Origin of the sequence: Gallaecimonas mangrovi, from assembly GCF_003367375.1 — a bacterium.
Taxonomy (GTDB): Bacteria; Pseudomonadota; Gammaproteobacteria; order Enterobacterales; family Gallaecimonadaceae; genus Gallaecimonas; species Gallaecimonas mangrovi.
Genome location: NZ_CP031416.1, coordinates 2,188,845 through 2,215,772, shown reverse-complemented (window position 1 = coordinate 2,215,772; position 26,928 = coordinate 2,188,845). Strand labels below are relative to the sequence as shown.

Genomic DNA, 26,928 nt, shown 5'->3' with positions numbered 1-26,928 from the left:
CCCTTGTACGGATAGCTTGATGTCTCAAAACCAACTGTTACGCCCGTTGTTGCCCTCGTTATTGATCCTGTTACTGGCGGCGGTTGCCTGTGGTTTTAGCGACAAATTAACTGGGCAGTGGAGTATGGCGGTGACTTGGCTGCCTTATGCCTTGAGCCTGGTGGGTATCTGGCTGGCGGTGCAGTTTTCAAAGCGGCAGCTGCTGTTAAGTGTGGTGGTCACGTTAGCCGCCTATGTATTTATTCAGTTTTACCTGCAAAGACCCATTACCGAACCCTTGGTGCGCTACGTTTATACCGTGATGATTTTGGGGTTGCCGCTGGCACTGTTATTCAATCAATTGGCCGCGGAACGAGGGCTTAGCCACCCAGGGGCACTAACGCTTTATAGCCTGTATATTTTAGGTTTTTTGCTGGCGGTGGCCTGTTATCAAATTAAGGGCCCGGCCTTAGTGGCAAGCCTTGACCAATACTTTGCTCCCCACAGCTATAACGCCATGGTGATAAGCCGCAATGGCTTGTTGCTGTCACTGGCGCTGGTCATCATCAGTTTTATCGCCTTTATGGTGCGCCGCGGCACCATTGTTGCGGGGCTATTTTGTGTCACCCTTGCCAATTTAGTACCGCTTTATTTTCTGGATGTGCCTTACATCTCCAGTATCTTTGCCAGTGCGGCCATGGCCATTGCGTTGCTCACCGGCATTAAAAACTCCCATGACCTGGCTTATCGGGATGCGCTAACCGGCTTAAATGGCCGCCGCAAATTGTTTGAGCGTTTGGCTGGCCTTTCTCGCCATTACAGTTTGGCCATGCTGGATATCGACCACTTTAAAAGCTTTAACGACAACTATGGCCATGATGTGGGTGACGATGTTTTGGCAATGGTAGCCAGTAAAATCACCGAAGTAGGCGGTGGCGGTGAAGTATTTCGTTACGGCGGTGAAGAATTTACGCTGATTTTTCCTGGCTTATCGGTTGCAGAGGCCAAAGCGTACCTAGACGAAGTCCGCGAGCTTATTGCCAATACGCCTTTTATTATTCGCGACAAAAAGCAGCGCAAAAAAGGTAACGCCGAGCAAAGGGGGCGGGGCACCAACAAAACCAAGGCGGTACAAATTACCGTCAGTATTGGTGTGTCAGAGAAGGACAAAGACAAAGGCCTTGAGCAGGCTGAGCCGATCATTAAAGCCGCTGACAAAGCCCTTTATAAAGCCAAAAAATCCGGCCGCAACTGTGTTGTTGCCGGTTAAAGCGCAGAAAGTAGTGCCTTCATCTACACTGCATTGCAGATGCCTAAGAGGCCTATATGCAAAGCACTGTAGAACAGTTTGTTCGTGCCCCTTTAGAAAAGGTGTGGCAAGCGTGGATATCCGCCGAGGATATTGAAATATGGCAATGCTCCCGGCATTGGCATACCCGCCATTGCCGGTTGGATGTGCGTCTTGGTGGCCGTTTCTGTTTTACCTTAAGTAGCGCCAATGACGTTGAACAGGATGTTGCCGGCACCGTTACTCGGGTGGTGCCGTCAAAGCTACTGGAATGGGTTACCGATAAGGGCCGCGTTATCACCGTTACCTTCACTGCTGTGGCCGGCGGTGTACGTGTTGAGCAAACTATCGACGACCCTACCGAGCTTGACCCCATCTTACTGACGGACCGCCAAGAAATGTTGGCAAGCTTTGCCCGCTACCTTGAATAAATCGCCCAAAATTAAAGACCTCGGTATCGATTAGCACCCAAAGTCACCCGCCAGTTACTAACGTTGAAGTGGCCTTACATTCTTTTGTGAAAACATGGGGTTATTTCAATATCGTAAGGGTAGCGGTTCTTTGCTGGCTATTATTGTGCATGCCCAAGCGGCCAATCTTGGCGCTACCTTTCCCCTCATCCTTTTAGCCTAGCTGTTACCTCGTAGGGGGAGTTGAGTGTGGCGCCTCGCTGGCCGTTCTAAAACTGGGCCTCAATTACGGGTACGCTGCCAGCATCAGCTAGCTTCCCGTTCTGCCACCGAGTCGGCAATGGCGCTAAATTCGCTGGACCTGCACCTGACTGCCGTTTGCGCCTTCCAGCACCGTGCCGCCTGTTGAGTCGGCGGCAGGGCTGCGTCAATAAGGCTGATGGGAAGAAGCACCTCATCAAAACCGGGCACTAACACATCGGCAGCGCGCCGCTGGTCATTGCTGTAATTCGCTCAACTGCTGGGCCATCAGTGGATAAAGCTCTTCGGCAGGTAGGCTCAGCAGCGATTTTATCTGGCGGGTGGATTCGTCAGCGTGGATCTCCAGCAGCCCGTTGGCAAGGCCGTCGTAGGCTTGCGTCACCAAACTGTCGGCGGTCATTTTGGGAACGTGCCAATTGGCGGTCATTGGTGTATCCACCATACCCATCAGTAGCCCGGCGACATGGGTATTTTGGCCAGCCAGCGCCACTCGCAACGCGTTGGTGGCCGACCACAACGCCGCTTTGGATGCCGCGTAGCCGGTTGGAATGGCGAACCAGGCTGCCAGTGAAATGACGTTCAGCAACTGACCGCCGCCGTTGCTGGCCAGAACCGGAGTGAAGGCATTTGCCATGGCCAGCGTGCCAAAAAAGTTGGTTTCAAAGATCTGTCGCAGCTGTGCTTGCGGGCCGCCGATGACATCGTCGAGCGGCGCGATCCCGGCGTTGTTGATCAGCACATCGGTATCGGCAGCGACCTCGGCTGCTGCGGCTATGTCAGTCGTCGATGTAATGTCCAGTACCAGCGGTACAATGCGCGAGTCTGACCAAGCTTTGGGGCGACGGGCTGCGGCATACACCTTTGCTGCACCGCGGTCCAGTGCTTGGCTGACAAAGTGCTCGCCGATGCCGCCATTGGCCCCGGTGACCAGTACTTTTCTACCTTTTAGGGTCGCTTTCATGTATCTTTATTCCTTAAGTGGGGACTGTCCCTAATAATATGTGGGGATCGTCCCCGTTTTGTCAAAAGGTTTTACTATGACGGCTCAACCAAAAGCGCGGCCGCCGCGTGCTGATGCCCTGCGTAACCGGCAAGCCATTGTTGAGGCGGCACGGCAGTTGTTTGAAAGCGAAGGCGTATTGGTGGCGCTGGATCGCATTGCTGCGACCGCCGGTGTGGGCAATGCCACGCTGTACCGTAATTTTGCTACTCGCGACGAGCTGCTAGTAGCGGTGTTCGATGCAGAAATTGAAGGCGCGTTAGCGATGGGGGACCGGCTTGCTCAGTCACTGACGCCGGCTGCGGCGCTGCAGGAGTGGCTGGTGCAGCTTAGCTGGCAACTACGAATTTGGCATGATCTGCCGCACTGTGTGGCATCAGCCAGCCGTGATCCGGACTCTGCGCTGGTTTCGCCCACTCAGCGGCTTATTGATAAAACCGCGCAGTTACTGGCTGCTGCGGCAGATACTGTGAAAGGCGAGCTGGACGGTGAGGCGCTGTTTGAGATGATGACGATACTGTCTTGGGGTATTGATCGCTACGGCGATAGCGAGGCGGCGGCGCGCCAGCGAGTACTGCAGATGAGCCGAGGGCTGTTTCACTGAGAGCTGGTTGTAATCGACGCCGATATTTTGAAACTCGCCAACGAAGTACGGCCGCTGGCGCAAGATATTGAAGGGCTATCAGGGCCGTAGGCGAGTTGTCATCGATGCTAAGTTCCTTAGAGCAAGTCAGCGCTTTGACTGCCCAAAACGCCGATAAAAGCCAACGGGTAGCTAGTGCCTTGTTAGCCCTTACCCAGCGCCATTAAGGTGGCGGCCAGTTTACTGTGGCGTCAGCTGCGCCTGGTCAAAATCCAAGTGGTGCATGGCTTCTCTTACCATCAACAATGCCGCGCTGGTGGGCACATCAAACAAGCGGTGCTGGCGTTCTGCGGCCATTGCCATTTCGCCAAACTGCATTTCTACCCAGTCCCTTGTCAGGTGGGGATTAGGGGTGAGTTTGTTTAAATAGTCGGCGCCGGGGCCGGTGATAACCAGCATGCTTTCGGCCGGTAGCACTTTCGCCAGCGGCATAATGTTATCTTCAATGTTTTCTATTGCCCGCTCCATGGCCAAGGGCGTATCAAAATCGCTGCGAATATTGTCAACGCCAAGGGCTATGGCATGGCGCTGGTCATTATCGGTTCCAGTCAGTAACCAGCTGCTTTGCTGGTCAATAAAAAACACCGTTACCAGACTGGCGTTATCGGCTGATATCATCACGGGCTCCTTAGCATGTTCGCTGCCGGGCAATGCGCCCGTAGGGGCTGCCAACTTTGCCACGAGGTGTTATGAAACTGATCCAATGCCAGCTTGCCTCAGAAGGTGAAGCCATTCTGGCGATATTTAACGATGCTATTTTGCATACCACGGCGCTTTATGATTATAAAGCGCGCACTTGGGATGATATGGCGCAATGGTTTGCTGAAAAAGAAAAAAAACAGTATCCGGTGCTGGGCGTGGTTAATGACAACAAGCAACTGATGGGTTTTGCCAGCTATGGCCCCTTTCGGCCAAGGCCGGCCAATAAATATGCCATTGAGCATAGCCTTTATGTGCATCCTGACCATCGTGGCAAAGGGCTGGGTAAAGTGTTGCTGGCGGCCATTATCGATAACGCTATCGAGCAGCAGTATCACTTGCTGGTGGGGGGGATTGATGCCGATAACAGCGGGTCTATTGCCTTGCATGAGAAGTTCGGTTTTGAGCATGCCGGTACCATCAAAGATGCTGCCTTCAAGTTTGGCCGCTGGCTGGACTTGGCGTTTTATCAAAAGATTTTGCCAACACCATTTACCCCGGTTGAGGATTAAAAAAGGCGCCCAAGGCGCCTTTTTTACGACACTTTTAAAAAGTATTTATCGAGCCAGGCGCTGTATGCCGCCTGCACTTCACTCATGGTACTGGCCATGGCGCTGGCATCAGCTTGGTATTGCTTGGCAGCGGCGAGGTTGGTTTCCAAAATGTGGGTAAGCAGCGCTTGCGGGCTGCTGGGCATTTGGTCAAACGACATTAATGCCTCACCGTAGCTGCTGGTGTCTTTAAGGGCTTGGGTGCAGCTGTCCCATAATCGCTGCGCCCCGGCTTGCTGTAATTGTGTCAGCTCTTTAAACGCCTCAGGCGGGATGGGCGTACCTAGCTTGCCACTGCTGGCGGCATCGCTAAGGGCCGTTGTCACCTTTTGGGTGACTTCTGCTGCATCTTTCATCGGGCTCATGGCCGACACCAAGTTAACGGCGTCTTGGGTGCTTTTTTGATAGAACGCTTGCCACTGTTCAAGGGCCTTACTAAGCCCCGGTTCTACAAAGTTTCCTGCTGCAGTGCTCATTGAATTGCCTCCATTATTGGCCGGGTGCTGATGCCAGGCGTTCAATCATGCTGAATATCGCCTTGATCTGCGGTGCGTTGCGGGAATAGAAATCCGGTGTGACTGTTGCGCCTGAAGAATATCCCCAGAAGTCCCAACATCCTTTTGGATTAAAAGGGGATTGTGCTGACTTCTGCACTTGAGGATAGAGCATGATGATGTCGTTAGCGTCGGCCATTTGGTTATAACCGGTGTGGTCATAGTATTTATCGCCGATCTCGGTTGCACCTTGCTCACAGCCGTGCAGCACCACATGCACCGGGCAATGCTTGCCAGCTAAGCAGGCTTTGGGTGCGTAGTAATATGCTGTATCGCTCATGCTGGTTTGGTTGCCAGAGAAAAAGGCCGCCTGGTTAAACGCAACCGCTTTGGGGCTGGTATCTGCGGCGGCTTTGGCATTTGGAAAAATCTGCTTGATGATGCGGCTTGCCTGCTCGAAGTCGCAGTCGTTAATAAAAGGCGGCGCCGTTTTAGCGCAACTGGTGTCGTTGGGGTCATCAGTAATAATGGCGTGGCCGGCATTTACTGAGGTGTTGTAGGCAATGGCATCTTCAGGCACCCCAAGGGCCTTGTAATAATCAACGGTACGGTTCACCACTAGCGTGGTGACGGTGGTGTCGCTTTCGCCGCTAAAGACATAAAGGCGAGTTTTAGCCAGGTTACTCAGGCTGTCTATTTCGCCCTTTTTCTCTACCCCTTTGGTGAGCGACACCAAATGTGCGACGGGCGGGGCAACGCTTGCTGTCAGCGGGTTCATGCAGGTGGTGGTGGCATTAACCAGCAACGACAAGCTGGGCCAGGACATGGCGCATAAATAAGGGCCGCCAGCAATAATGCCTGCCCCAATCATGATGTCGGAATGCGCCACAAAAAGTTGTGATGTCATAAAGGCGCCAGACGACAAACCTGACACCGAGGTTTGCTGTATATCGGCACCTAAGGCTGGTAAGGGTGGGGCAGCGGCTAAGCTGCGAAAACTGATAACAACGGCTAAAACAACAACAGACAAAAACGCTTTCATGAGGTTTCCTTCCCTGCTGTATGAGCTGTGCTCACTAAAAAAAAGCGCCAGGCAGGCGCTTTTTTTCATTTCCTTATGGCCGTTAGGCCGCGGCGGTTTCTTTTTTCGCAGTTGTTTTGGCAGGTGCCTTAGCTGGTGCTGGCGCGGCTTTATCCAGGCAGTTCTTTTCAAACCAGGCTTTGTAAGCGCCTTGCATGTCGCTCAAGCTGCTCATCTGCTCGTTGATACCGGCTTGGTAGGCTTTAAAGGCATCAAGCGTCGAGGTGAGGTAAGTGGCCATCATGGTTTGAGGCGACTTAGGCTCCTTGGCCATTTCAGCGAGCTTTTCACCGTAGGTCTGGGTGGTTTTTAGCGACTTGGTATATTGCTCCCAAAGCTTGTTCACCGCACCGGTGTGCAGTTCAGACAGCTCGCTGTAAGCTTCAGGGTCAATGGTTGGTGGCTTCATCAACGACTCAACACTGGGTTGTTCCCATTTTGCCGTCTTGATGGAGTCCAAAAAACTTTCCCCAGCCGCCATGGCTTCTTTCATTGAAGGATAGGTGCTGGAGAAATCGATAGCTTTGGTCATGGACTGGTTGTAGAAATCCTTCCACTCTGCCAAGGCCTTGGCGAGATTGGGGTCGACAAAGTCTTCCACTTTAAAGGTCTTCATAATGCGTCCTCGAGGTTTTGGGGGGAGGGTATTAACCCTGTGGGCACCTCAGACAGGAAAGGAGCCAATGTCCTTGTGAAGCTGCCATCCCTGAAGCAAACGAAGTGCAAATAAAAGCTATAGTCCAAACTCCGTTGAGTATGAAATTCAAACAGCAAATTTGCGCGTTTTTTTCTCGGTCTGTGCGGTAGCTCAAGGCTTTGTCATTTGGCTTGGTGTTTTATTACAAAAGGTTTACAAGCCAGGGAGTTACCCATGCCAACACTCAGTGCCAGTGCAACCAAAGTACAACAGTTTCTTGCTGCCAAAGGCGTTGATATGGATGTTGTTGAATTGCCCGGTTCCACCCGCACTGCCAAAGAGGCGGCCAGCACCCTTGGCTGCGCGGTAGCCCAGATAGCCAAGTCGCTTATTTTCAAAGATGCGGTGTCGGGTTTAGCGGTACTGATTGTGGCTTCTGGCAGTAATCGGGTTGATGTGGCCAAGGTTGAGGCGGCTACCGGCTTAACCCTGGAAAAAGCCGATGCCGATTTTGTGCGCACGCAAACCGGCTTTGCTATTGGTGGCGTGCCGCCGGTGGCCCATGCTAACCCGGTTATAACCTTGCTCGACACCGACCTAAAAAAATACCCACAACTGTGGGCTGCCGCCGGCACGCCACATGCGGTTTTTCCGCTGAAGGCGGCCGATTTATCAACATTAACCGATGGCCGCTGGCTTGTCATAGCGTAGGAATAGAGCATGGAGCAAATTGGTTTTGATGACTTTTTAAAAGTCGAACTGCGGGTAGGGCGAGTGCTTAGCGCTGACGTTTTTAAAGAAGCTCGAAAGCCTGCTTACAAGTTACACGTGGACTTTGGCCCTGAACTTGGGGTGCGCAAATCATCGGCGCAAATTACCGAGCATTATCAGCCAGAAGCCTTAGTCGGCAAACTGGTGGTGGCGGTGGTGAATTTTCCAAAAAAGCAAATTGGTCCTTTGATGTCAGAATGCTTGGTGACCGGCTTTCATGACCAAAACGGCCATGTCGCCCTTTGTGTGCCCGACAAAGACGTGCCGTTAGGTACCCGCCTGTTATAGCTGCAGCAGCAATTGGCTGAGTTGCGGTGCTTGGCCAATGGTTTTTATTCCTTCCTTAACAACGGCTAGCGCTTGTTGGCGCTGGCCCAGGCTATTTAATGCCACCGCATAAACATAGATGTAGCGCGCGTTTAACGGGTTAAGTGTGGCGGCCTTTTGTAAAAAGGGCAGGGCGTCTGCCAGGTGTTGCTGGCGGATAAGCAGCAGGCCATAACTGTGATTGATGGTGGCGCTGTCGGGGTGGCGACTAAGTGCTGAGCGCAGCAATAGAGCGCCTTTTTCATCCAAGCCCTGGGCGCGATAAAGGTCGGCGAGGTTCACGTAAGCCGTTTCCCAGCCTGGGTCTAAAGACAGGGCTTGTTGGTATGCTTGCTCCGCCTTTGAAAATTGCCCTTTGGCCCGATAATAATCACCCAGATGCACTTGTGATGTGGCGGAATCTGCGTTGAAGGCCAAGCTCGCCAGGTAGTCATGGTTGGCCTGGCTGAGCGCCCAGCGCTCATCGGCTGGCACTTCTTGCTCGGGAATGTCGGTCAATACGCTGGCGGCCAAGGCGCGAATAACCCGGCTTGGGTCCGTAAGTAAGGTTCGCACCAGTTGCCACCGCACTATTGCGGGTAAAGCCGGTAGCGCCTGTATTGCCCCGGCGCGTACCAAGGGCGATGGGTCTTTTAGCAGCAGTGCTACATCTTGGACGTTGCTGGGGCCGATGTAGGGGCCCAGCATTTGTGCGGCAGTGGCTCTGGCTATCGCCGGTTGCTGTTTGTTGGCTAAAAAAGCCAGTAATGCCTGCTCGGTGCCAGGCTCTGTAAGCCTGGCGTTATGCAGTATTGACTGATAGTGCTGATAGCCCGTTGGCATATGGCCATACCAATGCTTAACTGCTTCGCTAGCCCACTGCGCGGTTTTATCGGTGTGGCACTGATTACAGGCATTAGGTGTGCCTAAGGTCACCGATAAATCAGGCCTTGGCACCCGTATACTGTGGTCGCGGCGCGCATCTACCACCATATAGGTTTGTGCCGGCATGTGGCAGTTAACGCATTGACTGGCCATTGTGCCAGCAGGGTGGAAGCTGTGCTGGGGCCCGTCGTAACGGCTGGCTTTATGGCACTGCAAACAAACGGCATTGCCGGGGAGTTTTAGCTTCAGGCTATGGGGGTTGTGGCAGTCAGTACAGGTAACGCCAGCCTGGTACATACGGCTTTGAATAAACGAGCCGTAGACATAGACTTCGCCTTCAATCTGGCCGTCGGCATGGTAGTTACCGGCGTCTAGCAGCGCCGGTAAAAAACTGGTCATCAATGGCTGGCCTTGGCGGTCGTCTTCAAAAAACTGCGCCCGTCGTGAATGGCAACCGGCACAAACCGCCAGTTCTTTGCGTGATCTGTTGGGCTGACTGCGCACCGGTTGCCCGGTTTTGTTATCCATTTGCCAGCTTACGCCATGTGTTTCGTCCAGCCGTTGCACCAGCCCCATATTGGCCATCTGTTGCCAGCCCGGCGTTTTCTCTGCCCACTTGAGGTGGTTTGAAGCCGGGCCATGGCACGCCTCACAAGCCACGTTTACTGCCGCCCAGTGCGTGTTATAGCGCTGGGTTTTCGCATCATAATTTTTATCTAAATGCGTGGAATGGCACTCGGCGCACATAAAGTTCCAGTTTTGGGCGGGCTTGGTCCAGTGCAGTGGGCTGCTGTGGGTAATGTGCTGGCCAGGGTAGAGATGAAACCAGCGCTGGCCACCTTGGCTTTTATCCCGGCTGTCCCAGGCGATACCTAAAGCTTGAAGCCGGCCGCCAGACATCGGAATAAGGTATTGCTGAAGGGGGTACACACCGAAGGTGTAAGTAATGGGGTAGTCGTGCAGCTGGCCATTCTCATCATCGGTTTGCACCATGAATTGGCCATCTTTTAGGTAGAAGCGAGATTGCACCCCGTTGCTGGTAAAGGTTTGATTGTTAAAGTTACCCAGTACCGTCTTTGCCGTGGCCGGTTGCATGGCCAAATCATGGTCCGAGTTTTTAAAGTCGGCTGCTTGTTGCTGATGGCAGCGGCCGCAATCGCCACTGCCAACATAGCGTGGCGGCTCTGCCGTTAGCCCGCTTTTTGAGGTGAAAAGCAGTAGCAAAAAACAGAGCAATAAAGCCAGCTGAGGGCGTTTTAAATGCGTAAACATCAACAATCCATTGCCGTTGGTTACTGGCTTATTGGTACGCCCAAATAACGGCGTTGTAAATGCCTAATGTAAATAAGTTGTTGTTAAAGTGAGAAATAATAACCCTTTAAAATGGCAGGCTTTTGCCCTTTGTGCCATACCTACTGACGGGCCGCAAAGGTTGTGCAGCCCTACTTTCTGACAGGGAAGCGAGTTGAAGTCACCATACAGGATGCTGATAACTTCTTGATTGACCGCTGTAAGAAACTGCCTGACATCCAAACCCATGGTTTATCTAGAGCTTCTCCTGACACATTCAATGTCAATTTGGTGGAGTATCAAGATGAGAAGAGTCACAGCAGGGATCCTGACGCTACTGCTTGGGACAATAGTGCCGCTAAAGGCCGCCTTAGCGGCTGAAAAACCCAACATCTTAGTGATCTGGGGCGATGATATCGGTTGGGAAAACGTCAGTGCTTACGGTATGGGGGTAATGGGTTACACCACACCTAATATCGACAGTATTGGTAAGGAAGGCATCCGTTTTACCGACCATTACGCCCAGCCATCCTGTACTGCAGGCCGGGCAGCCTTTATTACTGGGCAAGACCCTATTCGCTCCGGGATGACGACCGTTGGCCAACCTGGCGATCCTTTGGGCTGGTCGGCTAAATCACCTAGTTTGGCTGAAGTGCTTAAAAAGCAAGGCTATGCCACTGGCTTGTTTGGTAAAGATCACCTTGGCGACCGCAACTCGCATTTACCCACCGCCCACGGTTTTGACGAGTTTTTCGGCAACCTCTATCACCTCAATGTTTCCGAAGAAGAAGAGCAGCACGACTACCAGAATTTTGCCAAGGCCTACCCAGGCGGCCCGGAAGCTTACGCTAAAAAATTCGGCGCCCGCGGCGTTATTCATAGCTGGGCCACGAATAAAGTGGATAAAACCGTTGACCCGCGCTTTGGTGAAGTTGGCAAGCAACGCATTGTTGATACCGGCCCCTTAACCCAGGAGCGAATGAAAGACTTTGATGGCAGTGAAGTTATCCCCATGGCCGAGAAGTTTATTGCAAAAGCCAAAAACGACGGCAAGCCATTCTTCGTGTGGCTTAACACCACCCGCATGCACCTCTACACCCGGTTGAACTCCAAGTGGCGCTATGCCGCCGAGAGGTACACCTCTGAAGCGGATTACCATGGCAGCGGCATGCTCCAGCATGACCACGACATCGGTATGATGCTCAAGTTTTTAAAAGATAACGGCCTTGAGGGGAATACCATCGTTTGGTACTCCACTGACAATGGTCCGGAGCATTCCTCTTGGCCCCACGGGGCAACCTCGCCCTTTAGAGGCGAGAAAATGACCACTTATGAAGGCGGTGTCAGGGTTATCTCCATGCTTAAGTGGCCAGGTGTCATTAAATCCGGGCAAATTCTTAATGGCATTCAAGAGCATCAAGATATGTTTACCACCCTGGCCGATGCGGCGGGTGTGAAAGACGTTCGCGCCGAGATGATCAAAGATAAAAAGCAATATATCGATGGCCTCGATAACATGGCCTATTGGACCGGTAAGTCGGACCATTCTGCCCGCAAGGTGTATTTCTACTGGTATGAAAGTCAGCTGAGCGGCGTGCGTATGGGGCCTTGGAAGATTTTGTTCTCCACCAAGGAAAACTATTACGACACCCTGACCCCAAGAAGTGCGCCGATGTTCTTTAACCTGCGCATGGACCCCTTTGAAAGTTACTCCAGCGTCGATGCTTATGGCCACCTACTACAAAAGGTATCGTGGCTGTTTAGCCCGATGAACGAAATTATCAATAACTATGTGAAAACCTTGGCGAAGTATCCGCCAGTACAAGGTGCCAAATCGTTCAATATGTCGGAAACCATGAAAAAGGTCATGGAGCAGGCAAGCCAGTAACAGCCGCTATGGCAACAAAGGCGCCCGTTAAGGCGCCTTTTTCATTTCGGCCATTTTAAGTCTTCATAACCGCGAGATTATTGGGTAGCGTTGTCGCATCGAAAGCCAAGTACGAGCCACTTTATGTCTGATATACATTTTTACGAGCCGGGCCTTGGCCACGGTTTGCCTCACGATCCCTTTAACAGCATTATTGCCCCAAGGCCGATTGGCTGGATCTCAAGTCAAAGCCAAGACGGGGTATTAAATCTGGCTCCCTACAGCTTTTTTAATGCCTTTAACTACATTCCGCCCATTATCGGTTTTGCCAGTGTTGGCGCTAAAGACAGCCTGGCCAATATTCAGCAGACCGGCGAGTTTTGCTGGAACCTGGTTACCCGACCCTTGGCCGAAAAAATGAACCAAACCTGCGCGGCGGTTGGCCCGGAGGTGAATGAGTTTGACCTGGCAGGGCTAACGCCCAAGGCCTCAACAGTGGTATCGGTGCCCCACGTGCAAGAAACACCGGTGGCGTTTGAATGTAAGCTCAGTCAATGCATTCAGCTCACCACGGCGGCGGGCGCTGCTGTTAACACTTGGCTGGTCCTTGGCGAAGTGGTTGGCGTACACATTGATAAAAGCCTGCTTAAAAACGGTGTTTTTGATACCGCGGCTGCCCAGCCGGCGCTGCGCGGCGGTGGTCCAGGCGATTATTTCACCATCAGTGAAGCGCTTAAATTTCAGATATTTCGCCCGAGCTAAGTTGTTGGCAAAGGGTCTTTAGTCGTATTAAGGCCTGGCGCCGTGGCGCGCTCCAAGGGTGAGCAAAGCTCAGCCGTAAACAGTGCCGATAAAGCCCGGGTTGACTGGTAAACATGGTGCCCGGGGTGATAACAATGCCTTCGCGGCGAGCCTGCTGATAAAGCGCCAAGGTATCGACATGTGGGTTTAGGCTTAACCATAAGCACAGGCCGCCCTCGGGGATGCTGTATTGGCCGTCTTCAAAGGTTCGTTGCAACAACTCCACTAAGGCATTGCGCTGTACCCTTAGGGTCTGTATTTCGCGGCGAAGGTGCCGGTCGTAGTCGCCCCGGCGAATAAAGTCATCCACCCCTTGTTCGATAAAGCGGCTACTGGCCAATGAAGTGATCTGTTTTAAATGCGGCAGACGCTTGCTAAAAGCAGGCCCGGTGATATAGCCCAGCCGTAAATCCCGCGACAAGCTTTTCGAAAACGATCCACAAAGCAAGGTATGTTGCGGGGCAAACGCCAGCATAGGCGGTAGTGTTTCTCCGTTAAAGGCCAGTTCGGCGTAGATATGGTCTTCAATCAAGGTCAACTGATGTTGCTTGGCCAATTGTGCCAGTTGTTGGCGCGCCTCAAGGGGCATTAAGGCCCCTGTAGGCGTGGCAAAACTGGGGGTAAGCACCAGCGCTTTAATCGGCCATCGCGTTAGCGCATCGGCCACCTCCGCTACCGCCAGCCCCGTGATGGGGTGGCAGGGCAGTTCCAGTACTTGTAACCCCAACTCTTGTAACAGCTGCAAGGTGCCGAAATAGCCTGGACTTTCCACCGCCACTACGTCACCGGCTTGGGTGCAGCTTTTTAGCGCGAGTAGCAGGGCATGCTGGCAGCCTTGGGTAACAGTGATATCGCTAGCCACGGTATTGGTGCCTTGCTGGCGCAGCCTTGATGCCAGCGTTTCCCTTAGCTCTAGTAAGCCTGCAGGTTCTTCATAATGCTGATGTTGCGCGCCTTTACCATGGCGCATGACGCGGCTAATGGCGCGGTGCAGCAATTCGAGCGCAGGGGGCTTGGCGTCAAAACGGCTTTCACTCGGCAGCAAATCAAAAGCTGCACCTTTGAGCATAACGTCGTGCACCACGTCGTTAATGCTGAATAGTCTTGGTGCCGCTTCGGGGGTTTGCTGCGTGTTGTTATGGGCTTGGCTATCGCGGGCGTTAACAAAATAGCCGCGCCGAGGCTGGGCGTGAATATAACCTTGCAGCTCTAATTCGCTAAGGGCATGCAACACCGTTGCCCGGGAAAGCTGCCAGTGCTGCATCAGTTGTCTCACCGACGGCAGCATGTCGCCAGCTTGCCAGCGGCCTTGGTGAATATCATTAAGCAACGTATTGGCCAACTGTTGGTAGCGAAAAGACACCTGCATTCCCCCGTTGTTTTGAATGGCGGCAGTATAATCTGTTCCTATAAAAATTTAAAAATCAGTCCCTGTTCTTATTTGCTCCTGATCTCTAGGCTAGCCCCAGCTTGCCAACAAAGGGGCATACCCATGAAATACCACGACTTCAAAAACACTTTATTAGGGCAGGGAGGAACCGCACATGGGGTTCTTTGACGCCTTACATCTAGCGCGGCTGCAATTTGGCTTTACCGTGTCTTTTCACATTATCTTCCCGGCTATCACCATTGGCCTTGCCTCGTTTTTGGCGGTACTTGAAGGGTTATGGCTATGGAAGAAAGACCCTGTTTATAAAGATCTCTATTTTTTCTGGTCAAAAATCTTTGCCGTCAACTTTGCTATGGGAGTGGTCTCGGGGCTGGTTATGGCCTATCAGTTCGGCACCAATTGGAGTTACTTTTCCACCTTCGCCGGCTCCGTTACCGGGCCGTTACTGAGCTATGAAGTGCTAACAGCCTTCTTTTTGGAAGCGGGATTTTTAGGGGTTCAGCTGTTTGGCTGGGGCCGGGTTAGCCCAAGACTGCATTATTTCGCTACCTTGATGGTGGCACTGGGCACTTTAATTTCTGCTACCTGGATCTTGGCTTCTAACAGCTGGATGCAAACACCACAGGGCTACGACGTTGTGAACGGCAAGGTGGTGCCGGTTGATTGGTTCAAAATCATTTTTAACCCATCGTTCTTCTATCGCTTACCCCATATGGTGCTAGCCGCCTATCTGAGCACAGCACTTTTTGTCGGCGCTACTGCGGCTTGGCATTTATTAAAAGGCACTGCGAATGTCGCCGTGAAACGAATGCTGTCCATGGCAATGTGGATGCTGCTCTGTGCCATTCCAGTGCAGGTGTTGGTTGGCGACGCCCATGGTCTTAACACCTTAGAGCATCAGCCCGCCAAACTGGCGGCCATTGAAGCGCACTGGCAAAACCAGCCCGGCGAAGCGGTGCCATTAGTACTATTTGCACTGCCTGACAATGACGGCGAAACCAACCACTTTGCCCTTGAGATCCCGCACCTGGGCAGCTTGATCCTAACCCACAGTTTCAACGGTCAGATCCCGGCGTTAAAGGATTTCCCAAAAGCTGACCGGCCCAATGTCGCCGTGGTGTTCTGGACTTTTAGAGTAATGGTGGCGCTGGGTTTGTTGATGCTGGCTTTGGCTGTTTGGGGCTTATGGTTACGCTGGCGCGGGCGGCTGTATCAAAACCGATTGTTTTTGCGTGTAGCACTGTGGATGGGGCCTAGTGGTTTGGCCGCTTTGCTGGCCGGCTGGATGACCACTGAGATTGGCCGCCAACCTTGGGTGGTGTATGGGCTGATGCGTACCAAAGATGCGGTTTCTAATCATGCTGCAGCGGCAATGGCCGGCACGTTGATAACCATTATCGTGGTTTACCTGTTGGTGTTTGGTACTGGCATTTACTACCTGCTACGCCTTGCTGCCAAAGGGCCTCAACCGGCAGCAAGCACCGAAAATTCACACCCCAATCACAGCCCGGCTCGCCCCTTAAGTGCGGTGGATGAAAGCCTTTATGATGAGGAGAAACACTGATGGGTATTGACTTACCGGTGATCTGGGCGGTGATCATCGCCGCAGGGGTGATGTTCTATATCGTCATGGACGGCTTTGATTTAGGCATCGGCATTTTATTTCCCTTTATTAAAGACCGCCAAGAACGCGACTTAATGGTTAACACCATCGCACCGGTGTGGGATGGCAATGAAACTTGGCTGGTATTGGGGGGCGCTGGGCTAATGGCAGCTTTCCCGCTGGCCTATTCGGTGATTTTAAGTGCCCTTTATTTGCCACTGCTGGCAATGTTGATTGGCCTTATATGGCGTGGCGTTGCCTTTGAATTTCGCTTTAAATCTGACCAATCTCACCAAGGGTTTTGGGACAAAGCCTTTTTCAGTGGTTCAGTATTGGCCACCTTTAGCCAAGGCGTGGTGCTAGGGAGTTTTGTGCAGGGTATAAAGGTTACCCATAACGCTTTTGAAGGCGGTGCCTTTGACTGGCTCAGTCCCTTTAGTGTGTTTTGTGGTTTCGGTTTACTGGCAACCTATGCTTTGCTGGGTAGCACTTGGCTGGTACTCAAAACCGAAGGCCGCTTATATCGGCATGTTTGCGCGCTTAGCCGTCGTTTGTTAACCGCACTGGCATTCTTTATATTGGCCGTTAGTCTATGGACGCCGTTGCAATCGCCTGCGGTCTTTACGCGCTGGTTTAGTCTTCCTAACCTTTACTTTTTCCTACCGGTACCGGTGCTTACATTGCTAGCACTTTGGCAGCTATATAAAACGTTAAAAGGTAACCCCCACAGTGTGCCTTTCCTGTTGACCTTATGCTTAGTCTTTTTGGGGTATAGCGGCCTTATTATCAGTATTTGGCCGCATATCATTCCACCCAATATCAGCTTGGAGCAAGCCTCATCACCACCGCAAAGCCAGGGGTTTGCATTGGTTGGTGCCTTGCTGATATTGCCGATAATTCTGGGTTATACCGCTTGGTCCTACTATGTATTTAGAGGAAAAGTGAGGTTAGGAGAGGGTTACCATCATTAATAAAAAGCCCCGCGTAGCGGGGTTTTTTATTGCCGTAAAAAAGCGCCTTTTCTGGGCTTAAGTTTATTAATAAACCGTAAACCACGAACAACAAAAAGACGAAATGTGAATTTGTTAATTACACTTAATTAAATATTAATTAACAAATGGATTTGGTCATGAATACTTATAAAAGTGTATTAAGCATGCTCTTTTTAGCCGCTTGCAGCCCCGCGGTGTTCGCCGCCTCCAATGATGAACTGGCTAAAAAGCTGGCTAACCCTATTGCTAATCTCATCAGTGTCCCTTTTCAAAACAACATTGATTATGGTGGCGGCAAAAATGGTAATGGTTTTCGTTACACCTTGAATGTGCAGCCGGTTATTCCTTTTTCCATCAGCGATGACTGGAATCTGATCAGCCGCACCATCATGCCAGTTATCCACCAAGACAATTACGTTTATGACGACGGCTGGAGCCAAACCGGCTTGGGTGATGTGGTGCAAAGTTTGTTTTTTTCACCCAAAGCACCTACCGAAGGCGGCATGACTTGGGGGGTAGGGCCGGTATTTTTGCTGCCCACTGCCAGCGAAGATTATTTAGGTACCGAAAAATGGGGTGCTGGCGCAACGGCGGTAGCCCTTATTCAACAAGGAAAATGGACCTATGGCGCTTTGGTTAACCACCTAACCGATGTGGCCGGAAGCCGCTATCGAAGCGACCTTAACGCCACTTTTTTGCAGCCTTTTATGACCTATTCGTTAGGGGGTGGTAGAACCCTGTCGGCCAATTTTGAAGCCACCTATGACTGGGAAAACAAGCAATGGTCGGCGCCAATGAACCTGGCTTGGAACAAGGTCACACAGTGGGGAAAACAAACGGTGCAGTATGGCGTGGGGTTGCGCTATTGGTTAGACAGCCCCGCTGGAGCTGCGGATGGTTTTGGCGCACGTTTTAATTTGATTCTACTGTTTCCGAAATAACGCGCCGCTTTTTAAGTGAATGACGACCCTGGCGGTTTATTTATGGGGCATTCGCTGTGAGTACATTTTTGCACTACGTTTATGTGCGTTAGCAAAAGCGCATTCTGCTTTTTTACCGATCTGTTCAATCACAATCGCCACAAAAATCGACAGCCTGTCAAAGCAAGAAAAACATTACTGCTTTTAATGTAAAAGTGCATTTCAGCTGAAAAGTGTTTTTCATATATATCAATTCCTTTTTACAAGGTAAAAACATCAGTTGGGTTTTTAAATGGCGCCTTAACCGCGCTGGTTAGATCTCCCTTTATTCAACATGTCGTGCGAAAAAAAGTTCAGGAGTAGCCATGGACGATATAAAAGACGATTCGAGGCGCCGCTTTGTAAAAGGCGCACTTTGGACCATTTCTGCCACCGCCTTGGGGCCGGGCGTGATTATTTCGGCCAAAGCACAAACCGAAGTTACCGACCTTAAGTCCTATAAACCGGTTTTTTTTAACGATAGCGAGTGGCGTTTTGTTATGGCCGCCTGCGATCGTCTGATCCCAGCTGATGCCACAGGCCCAGGGGCCTTGGAAGTCAACGTACCGGTGTTTATCGATCGGCAAATGAAGGGCGATTTTGGCCTTGCCAAAGACTGGTACATGAAACCGCCATTCTTAAAAGCAGTACCGCAACTGGGTTACCAGTCGCCCCTCAATCCGGCGCAAACCTACCAAAAAGGCATTGCCGCTACCGACAAGTACTGCCAAGGCCAGTTCGGCAAAGTCTTTGCTGAATTAAGCGCTGACCAGCAAGACCAACTGCTAACCCACCTGCAAAAAGATGACATCAAGTTTGACGATGTCAGCGCCGCGCAGTTTTTCGCTTTCTTGCTGCAAAACACCAAAGAAGGTTACTTCTGTGACCCCATCCATGGTGGCAACAAAGACATGGCCGCCTGGAAGATGATTGGCTTCCCTGGTGCCCGCGCTTCCTATCTGGAGTGGGTTGAACAGCATAACGTGCCGTATCCGTTAGGGCCGGTCAGCATTAATGGCGAAAGGGGGTAACCGTGGCCAGACAAGAAAAACCTGTTGATGTCGTCCTGGTTGGCCTCGGTTGGACCAACTCGATTATGGGTATGGAAATGACCGAAGCTGGTCTTGACGTACTTGCCCTCGAGCAAGGTAAAGACCGTGACACCGTGCCTGATTTTGCCTACCCGAAAATGGCCGACGAACTCACCTACGGTGTGCGCTTAAAGCTAATGCTGCCACCCGCGAAAAGCACCGTTACCGTGCGCCATAATATTCATGAAACGGCGGTGCCTTACCGGCAGCTGGCCTCGTTCCTGCCCGGTGAAGGGGTAGGGGGCGCCGGTACCCACTGGAACGGCCACAGCTGGCGGCCGATGCCAGAAGAGTTGCGCTTAAAAAGCTACGTGGAAGAACGCTTTGGTGGCGACATTATTCCCAAAGACATGACCATTCAGGACTTTGGGGTCAGCTACGAAGAGCTAGAACCGCACTTTACCTTCTTTGATAAGGTGATGGGTGTGTCCGGTCAGGCCGGTAACATCAAGGGTCAAATTCAAGAAGGCGGTAACCCCTTCGAAGGCCCGCGTAGCGAAGGCTACCCACTGCCACCTTTAAAGCGCACCTACAACGACGACCTTTTCACCAAAACCGCCAAGGCCCATGGCCTGCACCCGTTCCCGCTGCCAGCGGCCAACGCCTCAGAGGCTTACACCAACCCTTACGGTATGCAGTTAGGGCCTTGTAACTTCTGCGGTTTTTGTGAGCGCTATGGCTGCGTTAACTACTCCAAAGCCTCGCCGCAAACCTGTGTGCTGGGCGCTCTTAAACAGCGTAAAAACTTTGCCTACCGCACCGGTTGTGAAGTGCTGAAAGTGGAACTGGACTCCGACGGTAAAAAAGCCATTGGTGTTACCTATGTGGACAGCAAAGGCGAAAAAGTCTTCCAGCCTGCCAACATGGTTATTTTGGGTGCTTTTGCCTATCACAACGTGCGTTTGCTGCTGCTCTCTGGCATCGGCCAGCCGTACGATCCGGTCTCGAATACCGGTGTGGTAGGCCGTAACTACGCCTACCAAATGACCGGCGGCACCACCATGTTCTTTAAAGATAAAGAATTTAACCCTTTCATCGGTACTGGCGGTAACTCCACCACCCTGGACGATTTCGCCATCAACCAGATTGATTTCCGTAAAGAAGGCTTTATCGGTGGTTCTTATTTCTCAGCGGCCATGACCAACGGCCAGCCCATTCGCAACATGCCGCTGCCAAGCGGTAGCCCTTCTTGGGGCGCGGGCTGGAAAAAGGCGGTGAAGGAAAACTACGGCCACTCCATGGGCATTCATACCCACGGCTCTAACATGGCCTACCGCGATTGTTACCTGAGCCTGGACCCGAACTACACCGACAACCACGGCCTGCCGCTACTGCGGATGACCTTTAACTGGAAAGACAACGACATCCGCATGACCCAGTTCATGAAAGGCAAGATTGAAATGCTGGCCAAGAGCATGAACCCGGATAGCTTTAAATCCAGTTATAAGGACTTTGGCACCAACTACGACGTGCGCCATTACCAAACCACCCACAACGTTGGTGGCTCGGCCATGGGTACCGATCCGAAAACCAGCGTGGTTAACCGCTATTTGCAGAGCTGGGACGTGCACAACGTCTTTGTGGTGGGCGCCAGCGTCTTCCCGCAAAACCTGCAATACAACCCCACCATGCTGGTTGGCGGCCTGACCTATTGGGCGGCGAAAGCCATTCGTGAACAGTACCTGCCAAACCCTGGCCCATTGGTACAGGCATAAGGAGTCAGTCATGAAACTGTTATTGAATGTTTTGGCTGGCCCCGCCTTGCTGTTGGCAGCAAGCCAAGCGTTTGCCGCCGATGATGCAGCACTGGTACATAAAGGCGAATACTTGTCCCGCGCCGGTGACTGTATTGCCTGTCACACCAAAGAAGGCGGCGAAGCTTTTGCCGGGGGTAAAGCCATTGCCAGCCCCTTTGGCAACATCTATTCCACCAACATTACGCCCAGTAAAACCGCGGGGATCGGTAATTATAGCTATGAGCAGTTCGAGCAAGCGCTGCGCCATGGCCGCCGCGCCGACGGGGCTTTTTTGTACCCGGCCATGCCGTACCCTGACTATGCGCTGTTAACCGACGACGACGTTAAAGCCCTTTACGCCTACTTTATGCACGGCGTAAAAGCGGTAGACACCAAAGCGCCAAAAACCGACTTAAGCTTCCCGTTCAGCCAGCGCTGGGGCATTCGTTTTTGGAACTGGACCTTCACCGATTCCGACAGCTTTAAGCCCGATGCCAGCAAGTCACCCGAGTTCAACCGTGGTGCCTATTTGGTGGAAGGCCCAGGCCACTGTGGCAGCTGTCACAGTCCTCGCGGCTTTGCCTATCAGGAAAAGGGTTACACCAGTCAAGACGACGACTTCCTGACCGGTGGCGACGTGGGTATTTGGCATGCGCCCAGTATTCGCGGCGGCAAAGGCGGCGGCCTTGAAGGTTGGTCGGTAGCGGATATCACCGATTACCTGGCCTCTGGCCGTAACCGCCACACGGCGGTGGTGGGCGAGATGACCAGCGTTATCGAACACAGCATGTCTTATATGTCAAAAGCGGACTTAACCGCCATGGCCACTTACCTCAAAGCCCTGCCGGGCCAAGGCAATGCCATTAGCGACGACAAAGCCGCTACTGACAAAACCGCCAAGCTGCTCAACAGCGCCAAGGTTGGTAAAGACTCGGGCGAACGTTTGTACCTGGATAACTGCGGTGCCTGCCACTTCACCCGTGGTGAAGGCGGCGCACGCATCTTCCCGGTGCTAAACGGCAATTCTTTGGTGAATGCTGAGGACCCAAGCGGCCTTATTCATGTGATTTTGGCCGGTTCGCGAATGCCTTCTACCAAAGCGGGCCCCGAAGCGGTGGCGATGCCGGGCTTTGGCTGGCGCTTGTCGGACGAAGAAACCGCCAAGCTTGCCACCTTCCTGCGCCAAGCCTGGAGCAACAAAGCCGGTAGCGTTAGCGCCAGCGATGTGGCGAAGGTGAGAAAAACCATTCCACAAAAAGTGCTTAACGAAAGTAAGCCCAACGTCCAGTAACAGCAAAAGCCCCGCCGATGCGGGGCTTTTTTTCATCAGTAGTCGAGCCCTAGCTGGGCTTTTATACCCGCATCAAAGGCATGCTTGACCGGGCGAATTTCCGACACCGTATCTGCCATCTCCACTAGGCGGCGGTGGGCGCCGCGGCCGGTTACCACCACATGCTGCAGGGCAGGGCGGTGGGCAATGGCCTCCAGTACCTCGTTAATATTGAGGTACTCATAGCTCAGCATGTAAGTCAGCTCGTCCAGTACAACGAGGTTGATAGCCGGGTCTTTAAGCCAAGCCTTGGCCTCATTCCACACCTTTTGGGCAGCAGCCATATCCAGCTCACGGCTTTGGGTTTCCCAGGTAAAGCCGGTGGCCATTACCGCAAAGGGCACACCGTGGCCGGCTAACAGCTCGCGCTCGCCGCAGGCCCAGCTACCTTTAATAAACTGCGCTACGGCGGCGCGCTGGCCATGGCCGACGGCCCGGCAAACGGTGCCGAAGGCAGCGGTGGATTTTCCTTTGCCGTTGCCGGTTAATACCAGCAAAATGCCTTTTTCATCGGTTGCTGCTTCAATACGGGCATCAACCTTTTCTTTAAGCCGCTGTTGGCGCGCCTGGTGAGACATTAGGGCTACCTGTTTTTTGCTAATGTGCGTATTATGGCCGTCCAAACGTATAAACGTCCAATGGTGTTCAATGTCCGACAAACTCCTCGCTGCCCTTAACGACCGCATCCTCATTATTGATGGCGGTATGGGCACCATGATCCAAAACCGGCAGTTGGAGGAGAAGGACTTTCGCGGCGACAGATTCGCCGATTGGCCAAGCGATCTCAAGGGTAACAACGACTTATTGGTGCTTACCCAACCCAAGGTGATTAAATCCATCCACCGCCAGTATTTAGAGGCGGGGGCCGACATCATAGAAACCAACAGCTTTAACGCCACCCCCATAGCCATGGCCGACTACGGCATGGAGGCACTGTCTAAAGAAATTAACTTCGAAGCCGCGCGCCTGGCGCGCCAGGCAGCCGATGAAGTGGCCGCTGAAACAGGTATTCCTCGATATGTTGCCGGGGTCTTGGGCCCCACCAACCGCACCTGTTCCATCAGCCCCGATGTTAACGACCCCGGCTTTCGCAACATCAGCTTTGACCAGCTGGTAGCGGCCTACACCGAATCCACTGAAGCGCTGATTGACGGCGGCGCCGACATCATTTTGGTGGAAACCATCTTCGATACCTTGAACGCCAAGGCAGCGCTGTTTGCGGTGGATGCCTTCATGGATGCCAAGGGTATTAAGCTGCCGGTGATGATCTCTGGCACCATCACCGACGCCTCTGGCCGCACCTTAACCGGCCAAACCACCGAGGCCTTTTACAACTCCTTGCGCCACGTGCGGCCGCTGTCCATGGGCCTTAACTGCGCCCTGGGGCCAAAAGAGCTGGCCCCTTACATTGAAGAGCTGTCCGGCATTGCCGAATGCTATGTGTCGGTGCACCCCAATGCCGGCCTTCCCAACGAATTTGGCGGCTACGACGAAACCCCGAGCAGATGGTCGAATTTATCGGCCAGTGGGCCAAAGACGGCTGGCTGAACCTGGTTGGCGGCTGCTGCGGCACCACCCCTGCCCACATTAAAGCCATGGCCGAAGCGGTGCAGGGCCTTAAACCCCGGGCGCTGCCGAACATCCCGGTAGCCACTCGGCTCTCCGGCCTTGAGCCTTGCAACATCTTTGACGATAGCCTGTTTGTGAACGTCGGTGAGCGCACCAACGTCACCGGTTCGGCGCGGTTCTTGAAACTCATCAAATCCGGCGATTACGAAACCGCCCTTGAGGTGGCGCGCCAGCAGGTGGAAGCCGGGGCGCAAATTATCGACATCAACATGGACGAAGGCATGCTTGATGCCGAAGCGGCCATGGTGCGCTTTTTAAACCTGATTGCTTCGGAGCCCGACATCAGCCGGGTGCCGGTGATGATAGATTCAAGTAAATGGCACGCCATCGAAGCGGGCCTTAAATGCATTCAGGGCAAGGGCATTGTTAACTCCATCTCCATGAAAGAAGGGGTGGAGAACTTTAAAGTCCAGGCCAAGCTTATTCGCCGCTATGGCGCCGCCGTGGTGGTCATGGCCTTTGACGAAGACGGCCAGGCCGACACCTACCAGCGCAAGGTGGAAATTTGTACCCGCGCCTACCGCATTTTGGTAGACGAAGTAGACTTTCCCCCCGAAGACATCATCTTCGACCCCAACATTTTCGCCGTGGCCACCGGCATTGACGAGCACAACGATTACGGCGTTGCCTTTATCGAGGCTTGCCGCACCATTAGCGAAACGCTGCCCCACGCTCGCATCTCCGGCGGCGTCAGTAACGTTAGTTTCTCGTTCCGGGGCAACAACCCGGTGCGCGAAGCCATCCACGCCGTGTTCCTCTACCACGCCATCAAGGCGGGGCTGAGTATGGGTATCGTCAACGCCGGCCAGCTGGCTATTTATGACGATATCGACGACAAGCTCCGTGAAGCGGTGGAAGACGTAGTAATGAACCGCCGCGATGACGCCACCGAGCGGCTGCTGGCCATTGCCGACGACTACCGCGGCGACGGCGCCCAAAAAGAAGCGGAAATTCAGGCCTGGCGCGAACTGCCAGTCAATAAGCGCCTGGAATACGCCCTGGTTAAAGGCATTACCGACTTTATTGACCAAGATACCGAACTCGCCCGCGCTAGCGCCACCCGCCCCTTAGATGTCATCGAAGGGCCGCTGATGGACGGCATGAACGTGGTGGGGGATTTATTCGGCGCCGGCAAGATGTTCCTGCCGCAGGTGGTGAAATCCGCGCGGGTAATGAAAAAGGCGGTGGCCTACCTCACCCCTTATATCGAGGCCGAGAAAGAAGAGGGCAAGTCCAACGGCCGGGTGGTGATGGCAACCGTCAAAGGCGACGTGCACGACATCGGCAAGAACATCGTTGGCGTGGTGCTGCAATGTAACGGCTTTGAGGTGATTGACCTTGGGGTGATGGTATCGGTGGAAAAAATCATCGAGGCCGCCAAAACCCACAGCGCCGACGTGATTGGCATGTCGGGGCTGATTACCCCGTCGCTGGACGAGATGATCCACAACGTTAAAGCCTTCAAAAAGGCCGGGATCAGCCTGCCGGTTATCATCGGTGGCGCCACCACCTCGAAAATTCACACCGCCGTGAAAATAGCCCCTCACTACGAGCACGGCGCCCTGTACGTAGCAGACGCCTCGCGCACCGTGCCGGTGGTCAGCAAGCTCATCGGCGGCGGCCGCGACGCTCTGGTGGCTCAGGAGTACAAAGAATACGCCTTGATGCGCGAAAAGCGCCTCAGCCAAGGCCGCCGCAAGGCGCTGGTAAGCCTGGCTGCCGCCCGTGACAACCGCGCCAGCACCGACTGGGCCAACTACCAGCCCTTTAAGCCCCATAAGCTGGGCATCCAGGTGTTTGACGACTACCCCCTTGAAGATTTGATTGAGCGCATCGACTGGACGCCGTTTTTCCGCTCCTGGGAACTGCACGGCCGCTACCCGGACATCTTTAAAAACCCCACCGTCGGCGAAGAGGCCAAAGAGCTGTTTGACAACGCCCAGGCGATGCTTGAGAAAATCCTCAAAGAAAAATGGCTTACCGCCCGCGCCGTGATTGGCATTTTCCCGGCCAATAGCGTCGATTTTGACGATATCGATATCGAAACCGATGAAGGCACGGTGCGCCTGCATCACCTTCGCCAGCAAATGGAGCGGGCCGGTAACCACAACTTTGCCCTGTCAGACTTCGTGGCCCCCAAAGGCACAGTGCAAGACTACATGGGCGGCTTTGCGGTAACCGCCGGTATCGGCATCGACCCTTATGTGGAAGCGTTCGAAAAAGCCGGGGACGATTATTCGGCCATTATGCTCAAGGCCCTGGCTGACCGCCTGGCCGAAGCCTTTGCCGAGCGCATGCACGAGCGGGTGCGTAAAGAGTTCTGGGGCTACGCCGCCGATGAGGCGCTGAATAACGAAGACCTTATCCGTGAGCGCTACAAAGGCATACGCCCAGCCCCCGGCTACCCCGCCTGCCCGGACCACACTGAGAAGGGCTTGTTGTGGGAGATCTTAAAACCTAACCAGCGTATCGGCCTTAATATCACCGAGAGCTTTGCCATGTTCCCAACCGCCGCCGTGTCCGGCTGGTACTTTGCCAACCCCGAGTCCCGCTACTTCGGCGTGTCGGATATCGACCGTGACCAAGTGCAAGATTACGCGCGGCGTAAGGGCTGGACTATCGAGCAAACCGAAAGGTGGTTGGCGCCGATACTGGGGTATGACCCAGAGTGAGTGACAAAAAAGCCGCGTTAAGCGGCTTTTTTGGTGGGGGAGAGGCGTTGTTTCTTGATTTCGAATTTTTGCTGATCGCTGTTTTATATGCCGGTTTGCGCACCGGCGGGCGTGATACTTTCTTGGTTATTCAGACCATCCATGGTTTTCACCCTGCGGGCCGTTGGCTTTGGCGCCAACGTTCAAAATTGTTCCCGAAAATTTTGTGGCCAAGAAAATATCCAAAGAAGGCCACCCCGGCGTTACGCGGTGTCCTTCCCTCTGGTCACTTGCCGCTGACCGCTCCACACGCGTTCCAGACGCGTCTTCCGCTCTCTCGGCATCCATGCCTCAAGCCAGCTCCCGTTCCCGGTGGTAAGGCGGTTACTCGCGTCGTCCATGACACTCGCCCTTCGGGTTATTGTCGCATTGCTCCAATATTCAAAAACGTTCCTGACGTTTTTGTCACTTAAAGGGGCCCCAAGAGCGTGATGTCATTAGCGCATTCTTGACTGCTGTGTTTATGGCTTCGTTTGAACGGTTGTCACGACAGGACAAAGACTCGGCAGGTTAGGCGTATCACT

Annotated in this window: 23 protein-coding genes and 1 pseudogene; 16 read left to right on the top strand and 8 right to left on the bottom strand. The window is 53.2% G+C overall.

Annotated features, from left to right (window positions below):
* The first annotated feature begins 19 nt into the window (after positions 1-19).
* Positions 20-1,249 (top strand): GGDEF domain-containing protein, encoded by a 1,230-nt coding sequence (locus DW350_RS10615; protein ID WP_115718847.1) that lies wholly within the window; start codon positions 20-22, stop codon positions 1,247-1,249.
* A 56-nt stretch (positions 1,250-1,305) separates the two neighbouring features.
* A complete protein-coding gene (locus tag DW350_RS10610; RefSeq protein ID WP_115718846.1) occupies positions 1,306-1,698 on the top strand; it encodes an SRPBCC domain-containing protein in 393 nt (130 codons plus the stop codon).
* A gap of 475 nt (positions 1,699-2,173) precedes the next feature.
* Here the strand turns inward: DW350_RS10610 and DW350_RS10605 are convergent, their stop codons facing one another.
* Positions 2,174-2,899, bottom strand: coding sequence for an SDR family oxidoreductase (locus DW350_RS10605; RefSeq protein ID WP_115718845.1), 726 nt, complete (start codon positions 2,897-2,899; stop codon positions 2,174-2,176).
* A gap of 76 nt (positions 2,900-2,975) precedes the next feature.
* On the opposite strand from DW350_RS10605, the gene DW350_RS10600 reads away from it, so the two are divergent.
* Complete coding sequence (locus DW350_RS10600; RefSeq protein WP_115718844.1) at positions 2,976-3,542, top strand: TetR/AcrR family transcriptional regulator; 567 nt, start codon at positions 2,976-2,978, stop codon at positions 3,540-3,542.
* Between the two features lie 219 nt (positions 3,543-3,761).
* Here DW350_RS10600 and DW350_RS10595 read toward each other — a convergent pair whose 3' ends face one another.
* The gene (locus DW350_RS10595) at positions 3,762-4,199 is read right to left on the bottom strand and encodes a hypothetical protein (protein WP_115718843.1); all 438 of its coding nucleotides are present in this window, start codon (positions 4,197-4,199) and stop codon (positions 3,762-3,764) included.
* 71 nt (positions 4,200-4,270) lie between these two features.
* Between DW350_RS10595 and DW350_RS10590 the strand changes: the two genes are divergently transcribed.
* Positions 4,271-4,792, top strand: a complete 522-nt coding sequence (locus tag DW350_RS10590; protein ID WP_115718842.1) for a GNAT family N-acetyltransferase — start codon at positions 4,271-4,273, stop codon at positions 4,790-4,792.
* A 23-nt stretch (positions 4,793-4,815) separates the two neighbouring features.
* On the opposite strand, the gene DW350_RS10585 is transcribed toward DW350_RS10590, so the two are convergent.
* The 3 genes from DW350_RS10585 to DW350_RS10575 all read right to left on the bottom strand — a co-directional run bounded on the left by DW350_RS10585 (position 4,816) and on the right by DW350_RS10575 (position 7,022).
* Positions 4,816-5,307 (bottom strand): hypothetical protein, encoded by a 492-nt coding sequence (locus DW350_RS10585; RefSeq protein WP_115718841.1) that lies wholly within the window; start codon positions 5,305-5,307, stop codon positions 4,816-4,818.
* Positions 5,308-5,320: 13 nt separating this feature from the next.
* Entirely contained in the window at positions 5,321-6,367 is a 1,047-nt protein-coding gene (locus tag DW350_RS10580; protein ID WP_115720612.1) for an extracellular catalytic domain type 2 short-chain-length polyhydroxyalkanoate depolymerase, read from the bottom strand.
* An 82-nt stretch (positions 6,368-6,449) separates the two neighbouring features.
* Positions 6,450-7,022 (bottom strand): hypothetical protein, encoded by a 573-nt coding sequence (locus DW350_RS10575; protein WP_115718840.1) that lies wholly within the window; start codon positions 7,020-7,022, stop codon positions 6,450-6,452.
* 255 nt (positions 7,023-7,277) lie between these two features.
* Between DW350_RS10575 and DW350_RS10570 the strand changes: the two genes are divergently transcribed.
* Positions 7,278-7,754: a YbaK/EbsC family protein gene (locus DW350_RS10570; protein ID WP_115718839.1), complete on the top strand. Its 477-nt coding sequence runs from the start codon at positions 7,278-7,280 to the stop codon at positions 7,752-7,754.
* A 9-nt stretch (positions 7,755-7,763) separates the two neighbouring features.
* Positions 7,764-8,102, top strand: a complete 339-nt coding sequence (locus DW350_RS10565) for a tRNA-binding protein (protein ID WP_115718838.1) — start codon at positions 7,764-7,766, stop codon at positions 8,100-8,102.
* Here DW350_RS10565 and DW350_RS10560 read toward each other — a convergent pair.
* Positions 8,097-10,277, bottom strand: a complete 2,181-nt coding sequence (locus DW350_RS10560; protein WP_115718837.1) for a tetratricopeptide repeat protein — start codon at positions 10,275-10,277, stop codon at positions 8,097-8,099. The genes DW350_RS10565 and DW350_RS10560 overlap by 6 nt on opposite strands.
* 322 nt (positions 10,278-10,599) lie before the next feature.
* On the opposite strand from DW350_RS10560, the gene DW350_RS10555 reads away from it, so the two are divergent.
* Both DW350_RS10555 and DW350_RS10550 read left to right on the top strand, forming a co-directional pair.
* Complete coding sequence (locus tag DW350_RS10555; RefSeq protein WP_115718836.1) at positions 10,600-12,183, top strand: arylsulfatase; 1,584 nt, start codon at positions 10,600-10,602, stop codon at positions 12,181-12,183.
* Positions 12,184-12,315: 132 nt separating this feature from the next.
* The gene (locus tag DW350_RS10550) at positions 12,316-12,924 is read left to right on the top strand and encodes a flavin reductase family protein (RefSeq protein ID WP_336407003.1); all 609 of its coding nucleotides are present in this window, start codon (positions 12,316-12,318) and stop codon (positions 12,922-12,924) included.
* Here DW350_RS10550 and DW350_RS10545 read toward each other — a convergent pair.
* On the bottom strand, positions 12,896-14,326 hold the full coding sequence (locus DW350_RS10545; protein WP_192954652.1) for an aminotransferase-like domain-containing protein: 1,431 nt from the start codon (positions 14,324-14,326) through the stop codon (positions 12,896-12,898). The genes DW350_RS10550 and DW350_RS10545 overlap by 29 nt on opposite strands.
* A gap of 181 nt (positions 14,327-14,507) precedes the next feature.
* Between DW350_RS10545 and DW350_RS10540 the strand changes: the two genes are divergently transcribed.
* The 6 genes from DW350_RS10540 (at position 14,508) to DW350_RS10515 (ending at position 22,025) form a co-directional block, all read left to right on the top strand.
* A complete protein-coding gene (locus DW350_RS10540; protein ID WP_115718833.1) occupies positions 14,508-15,917 on the top strand; it encodes a cytochrome ubiquinol oxidase subunit I in 1,410 nt (469 codons plus the stop codon).
* On the top strand, positions 15,917-16,927 hold the full coding sequence (gene cydB, locus DW350_RS10535) for a cytochrome d ubiquinol oxidase subunit II (protein WP_115718832.1): 1,011 nt from the start codon (positions 15,917-15,919) through the stop codon (positions 16,925-16,927). Before DW350_RS10540 ends, cydB begins: the two co-directional genes overlap by 1 nt.
* 158 nt (positions 16,928-17,085) lie before the next feature.
* A complete protein-coding gene (locus DW350_RS10530; RefSeq protein WP_115718831.1) occupies positions 17,086-17,889 on the top strand; it encodes a transporter in 804 nt (267 codons plus the stop codon).
* A 344-nt stretch (positions 17,890-18,233) separates the two neighbouring features.
* Positions 18,234-18,938, top strand: coding sequence for a gluconate 2-dehydrogenase subunit 3 family protein (locus tag DW350_RS10525; protein WP_115718830.1), 705 nt, complete (start codon positions 18,234-18,236; stop codon positions 18,936-18,938).
* A 2-nt stretch (positions 18,939-18,940) separates the two neighbouring features.
* Complete coding sequence (locus tag DW350_RS10520) at positions 18,941-20,713, top strand: GMC family oxidoreductase (RefSeq protein WP_115718829.1); 1,773 nt, start codon at positions 18,941-18,943, stop codon at positions 20,711-20,713.
* A 10-nt stretch (positions 20,714-20,723) separates the two neighbouring features.
* On the top strand, positions 20,724-22,025 hold the full coding sequence (locus DW350_RS10515) for a cytochrome c (protein ID WP_115718828.1): 1,302 nt from the start codon (positions 20,724-20,726) through the stop codon (positions 22,023-22,025).
* Between the two features lie 35 nt (positions 22,026-22,060).
* Here DW350_RS10515 and cobO read toward each other — a convergent pair whose 3' ends face one another.
* Entirely contained in the window at positions 22,061-22,642 is a 582-nt protein-coding gene (gene cobO / locus DW350_RS10510) for a cob(I)yrinic acid a,c-diamide adenosyltransferase (protein ID WP_115718827.1), read from the bottom strand.
* Between the two features lie 136 nt (positions 22,643-22,778).
* Between cobO and metH the strand changes: the two are divergent.
* A pseudogene (gene metH, locus DW350_RS10505) lies at positions 22,779-26,365 on the top strand (methionine synthase).
* Entirely contained in the window at positions 26,362-26,817 is a 456-nt protein-coding gene (locus DW350_RS19450; RefSeq protein ID WP_152032970.1) for a hypothetical protein, read from the top strand. The pseudogene metH and the gene DW350_RS19450 overlap by 4 nt, the downstream one beginning before the upstream one ends.
* Positions 26,818-26,928 lie beyond the last annotated feature (111 nt).

Bases quoted from the DNA above. Each gene is read 5' to 3' on its own strand.
- DW350_RS10530 (WP_115718831.1), top strand. From the start codon at position 17,086: ATGAATACTTATAAAAGTGTATTAAGCATGCTCTTTTTAGCCGCTTGC.
- DW350_RS10595 (WP_115718843.1), bottom strand. From the start codon at position 4,199: ATGATATCAGCCGATAACGCCAGTCTGGTAACGGTGTTTTTTATTGAC.
- DW350_RS10615 (WP_115718847.1), top strand. From the start codon at position 20: ATGTCTCAAAACCAACTGTTACGCCCGTTGTTGCCCTCGTTATTGATC.
- cobO (WP_115718827.1), bottom strand. From the start codon at position 22,642: ATGTCTCACCAGGCGCGCCAACAGCGGCTTAAAGAAAAGGTTGATGCC.
- DW350_RS10565 (WP_115718838.1), top strand. From the start codon at position 7,764: ATGGAGCAAATTGGTTTTGATGACTTTTTAAAAGTCGAACTGCGGGTA.
- cydB (WP_115718832.1), top strand. From the start codon at position 15,917: ATGGGTATTGACTTACCGGTGATCTGGGCGGTGATCATCGCCGCAGGG.
- DW350_RS10585 (WP_115718841.1), bottom strand. From the start codon at position 5,307: ATGAGCACTGCAGCAGGAAACTTTGTAGAACCGGGGCTTAGTAAGGCC.
- DW350_RS10570 (WP_115718839.1), top strand. From the start codon at position 7,278: ATGCCAACACTCAGTGCCAGTGCAACCAAAGTACAACAGTTTCTTGCT.
- DW350_RS10525 (WP_115718830.1), top strand. From the start codon at position 18,234: ATGGACGATATAAAAGACGATTCGAGGCGCCGCTTTGTAAAAGGCGCA.
- DW350_RS10580 (WP_115720612.1), bottom strand. From the start codon at position 6,367: ATGAAAGCGTTTTTGTCTGTTGTTGTTTTAGCCGTTGTTATCAGTTTT.
- DW350_RS10605 (WP_115718845.1), bottom strand. From the start codon at position 2,899: ATGAAAGCGACCCTAAAAGGTAGAAAAGTACTGGTCACCGGGGCCAAT.
- DW350_RS10540 (WP_115718833.1), top strand. From the start codon at position 14,508: ATGGGGTTCTTTGACGCCTTACATCTAGCGCGGCTGCAATTTGGCTTT.
- DW350_RS10515 (WP_115718828.1), top strand. From the start codon at position 20,724: ATGAAACTGTTATTGAATGTTTTGGCTGGCCCCGCCTTGCTGTTGGCA.
- DW350_RS10590 (WP_115718842.1), top strand. From the start codon at position 4,271: ATGAAACTGATCCAATGCCAGCTTGCCTCAGAAGGTGAAGCCATTCTG.
- DW350_RS10600 (WP_115718844.1), top strand. From the start codon at position 2,976: ATGACGGCTCAACCAAAAGCGCGGCCGCCGCGTGCTGATGCCCTGCGT.
- DW350_RS10560 (WP_115718837.1), bottom strand. From the start codon at position 10,277: ATGTTTACGCATTTAAAACGCCCTCAGCTGGCTTTATTGCTCTGTTTT.
- DW350_RS10555 (WP_115718836.1), top strand. From the start codon at position 10,600: ATGAGAAGAGTCACAGCAGGGATCCTGACGCTACTGCTTGGGACAATA.
- DW350_RS10610 (WP_115718846.1), top strand. From the start codon at position 1,306: ATGCAAAGCACTGTAGAACAGTTTGTTCGTGCCCCTTTAGAAAAGGTG.
- DW350_RS10575 (WP_115718840.1), bottom strand. From the start codon at position 7,022: ATGAAGACCTTTAAAGTGGAAGACTTTGTCGACCCCAATCTCGCCAAG.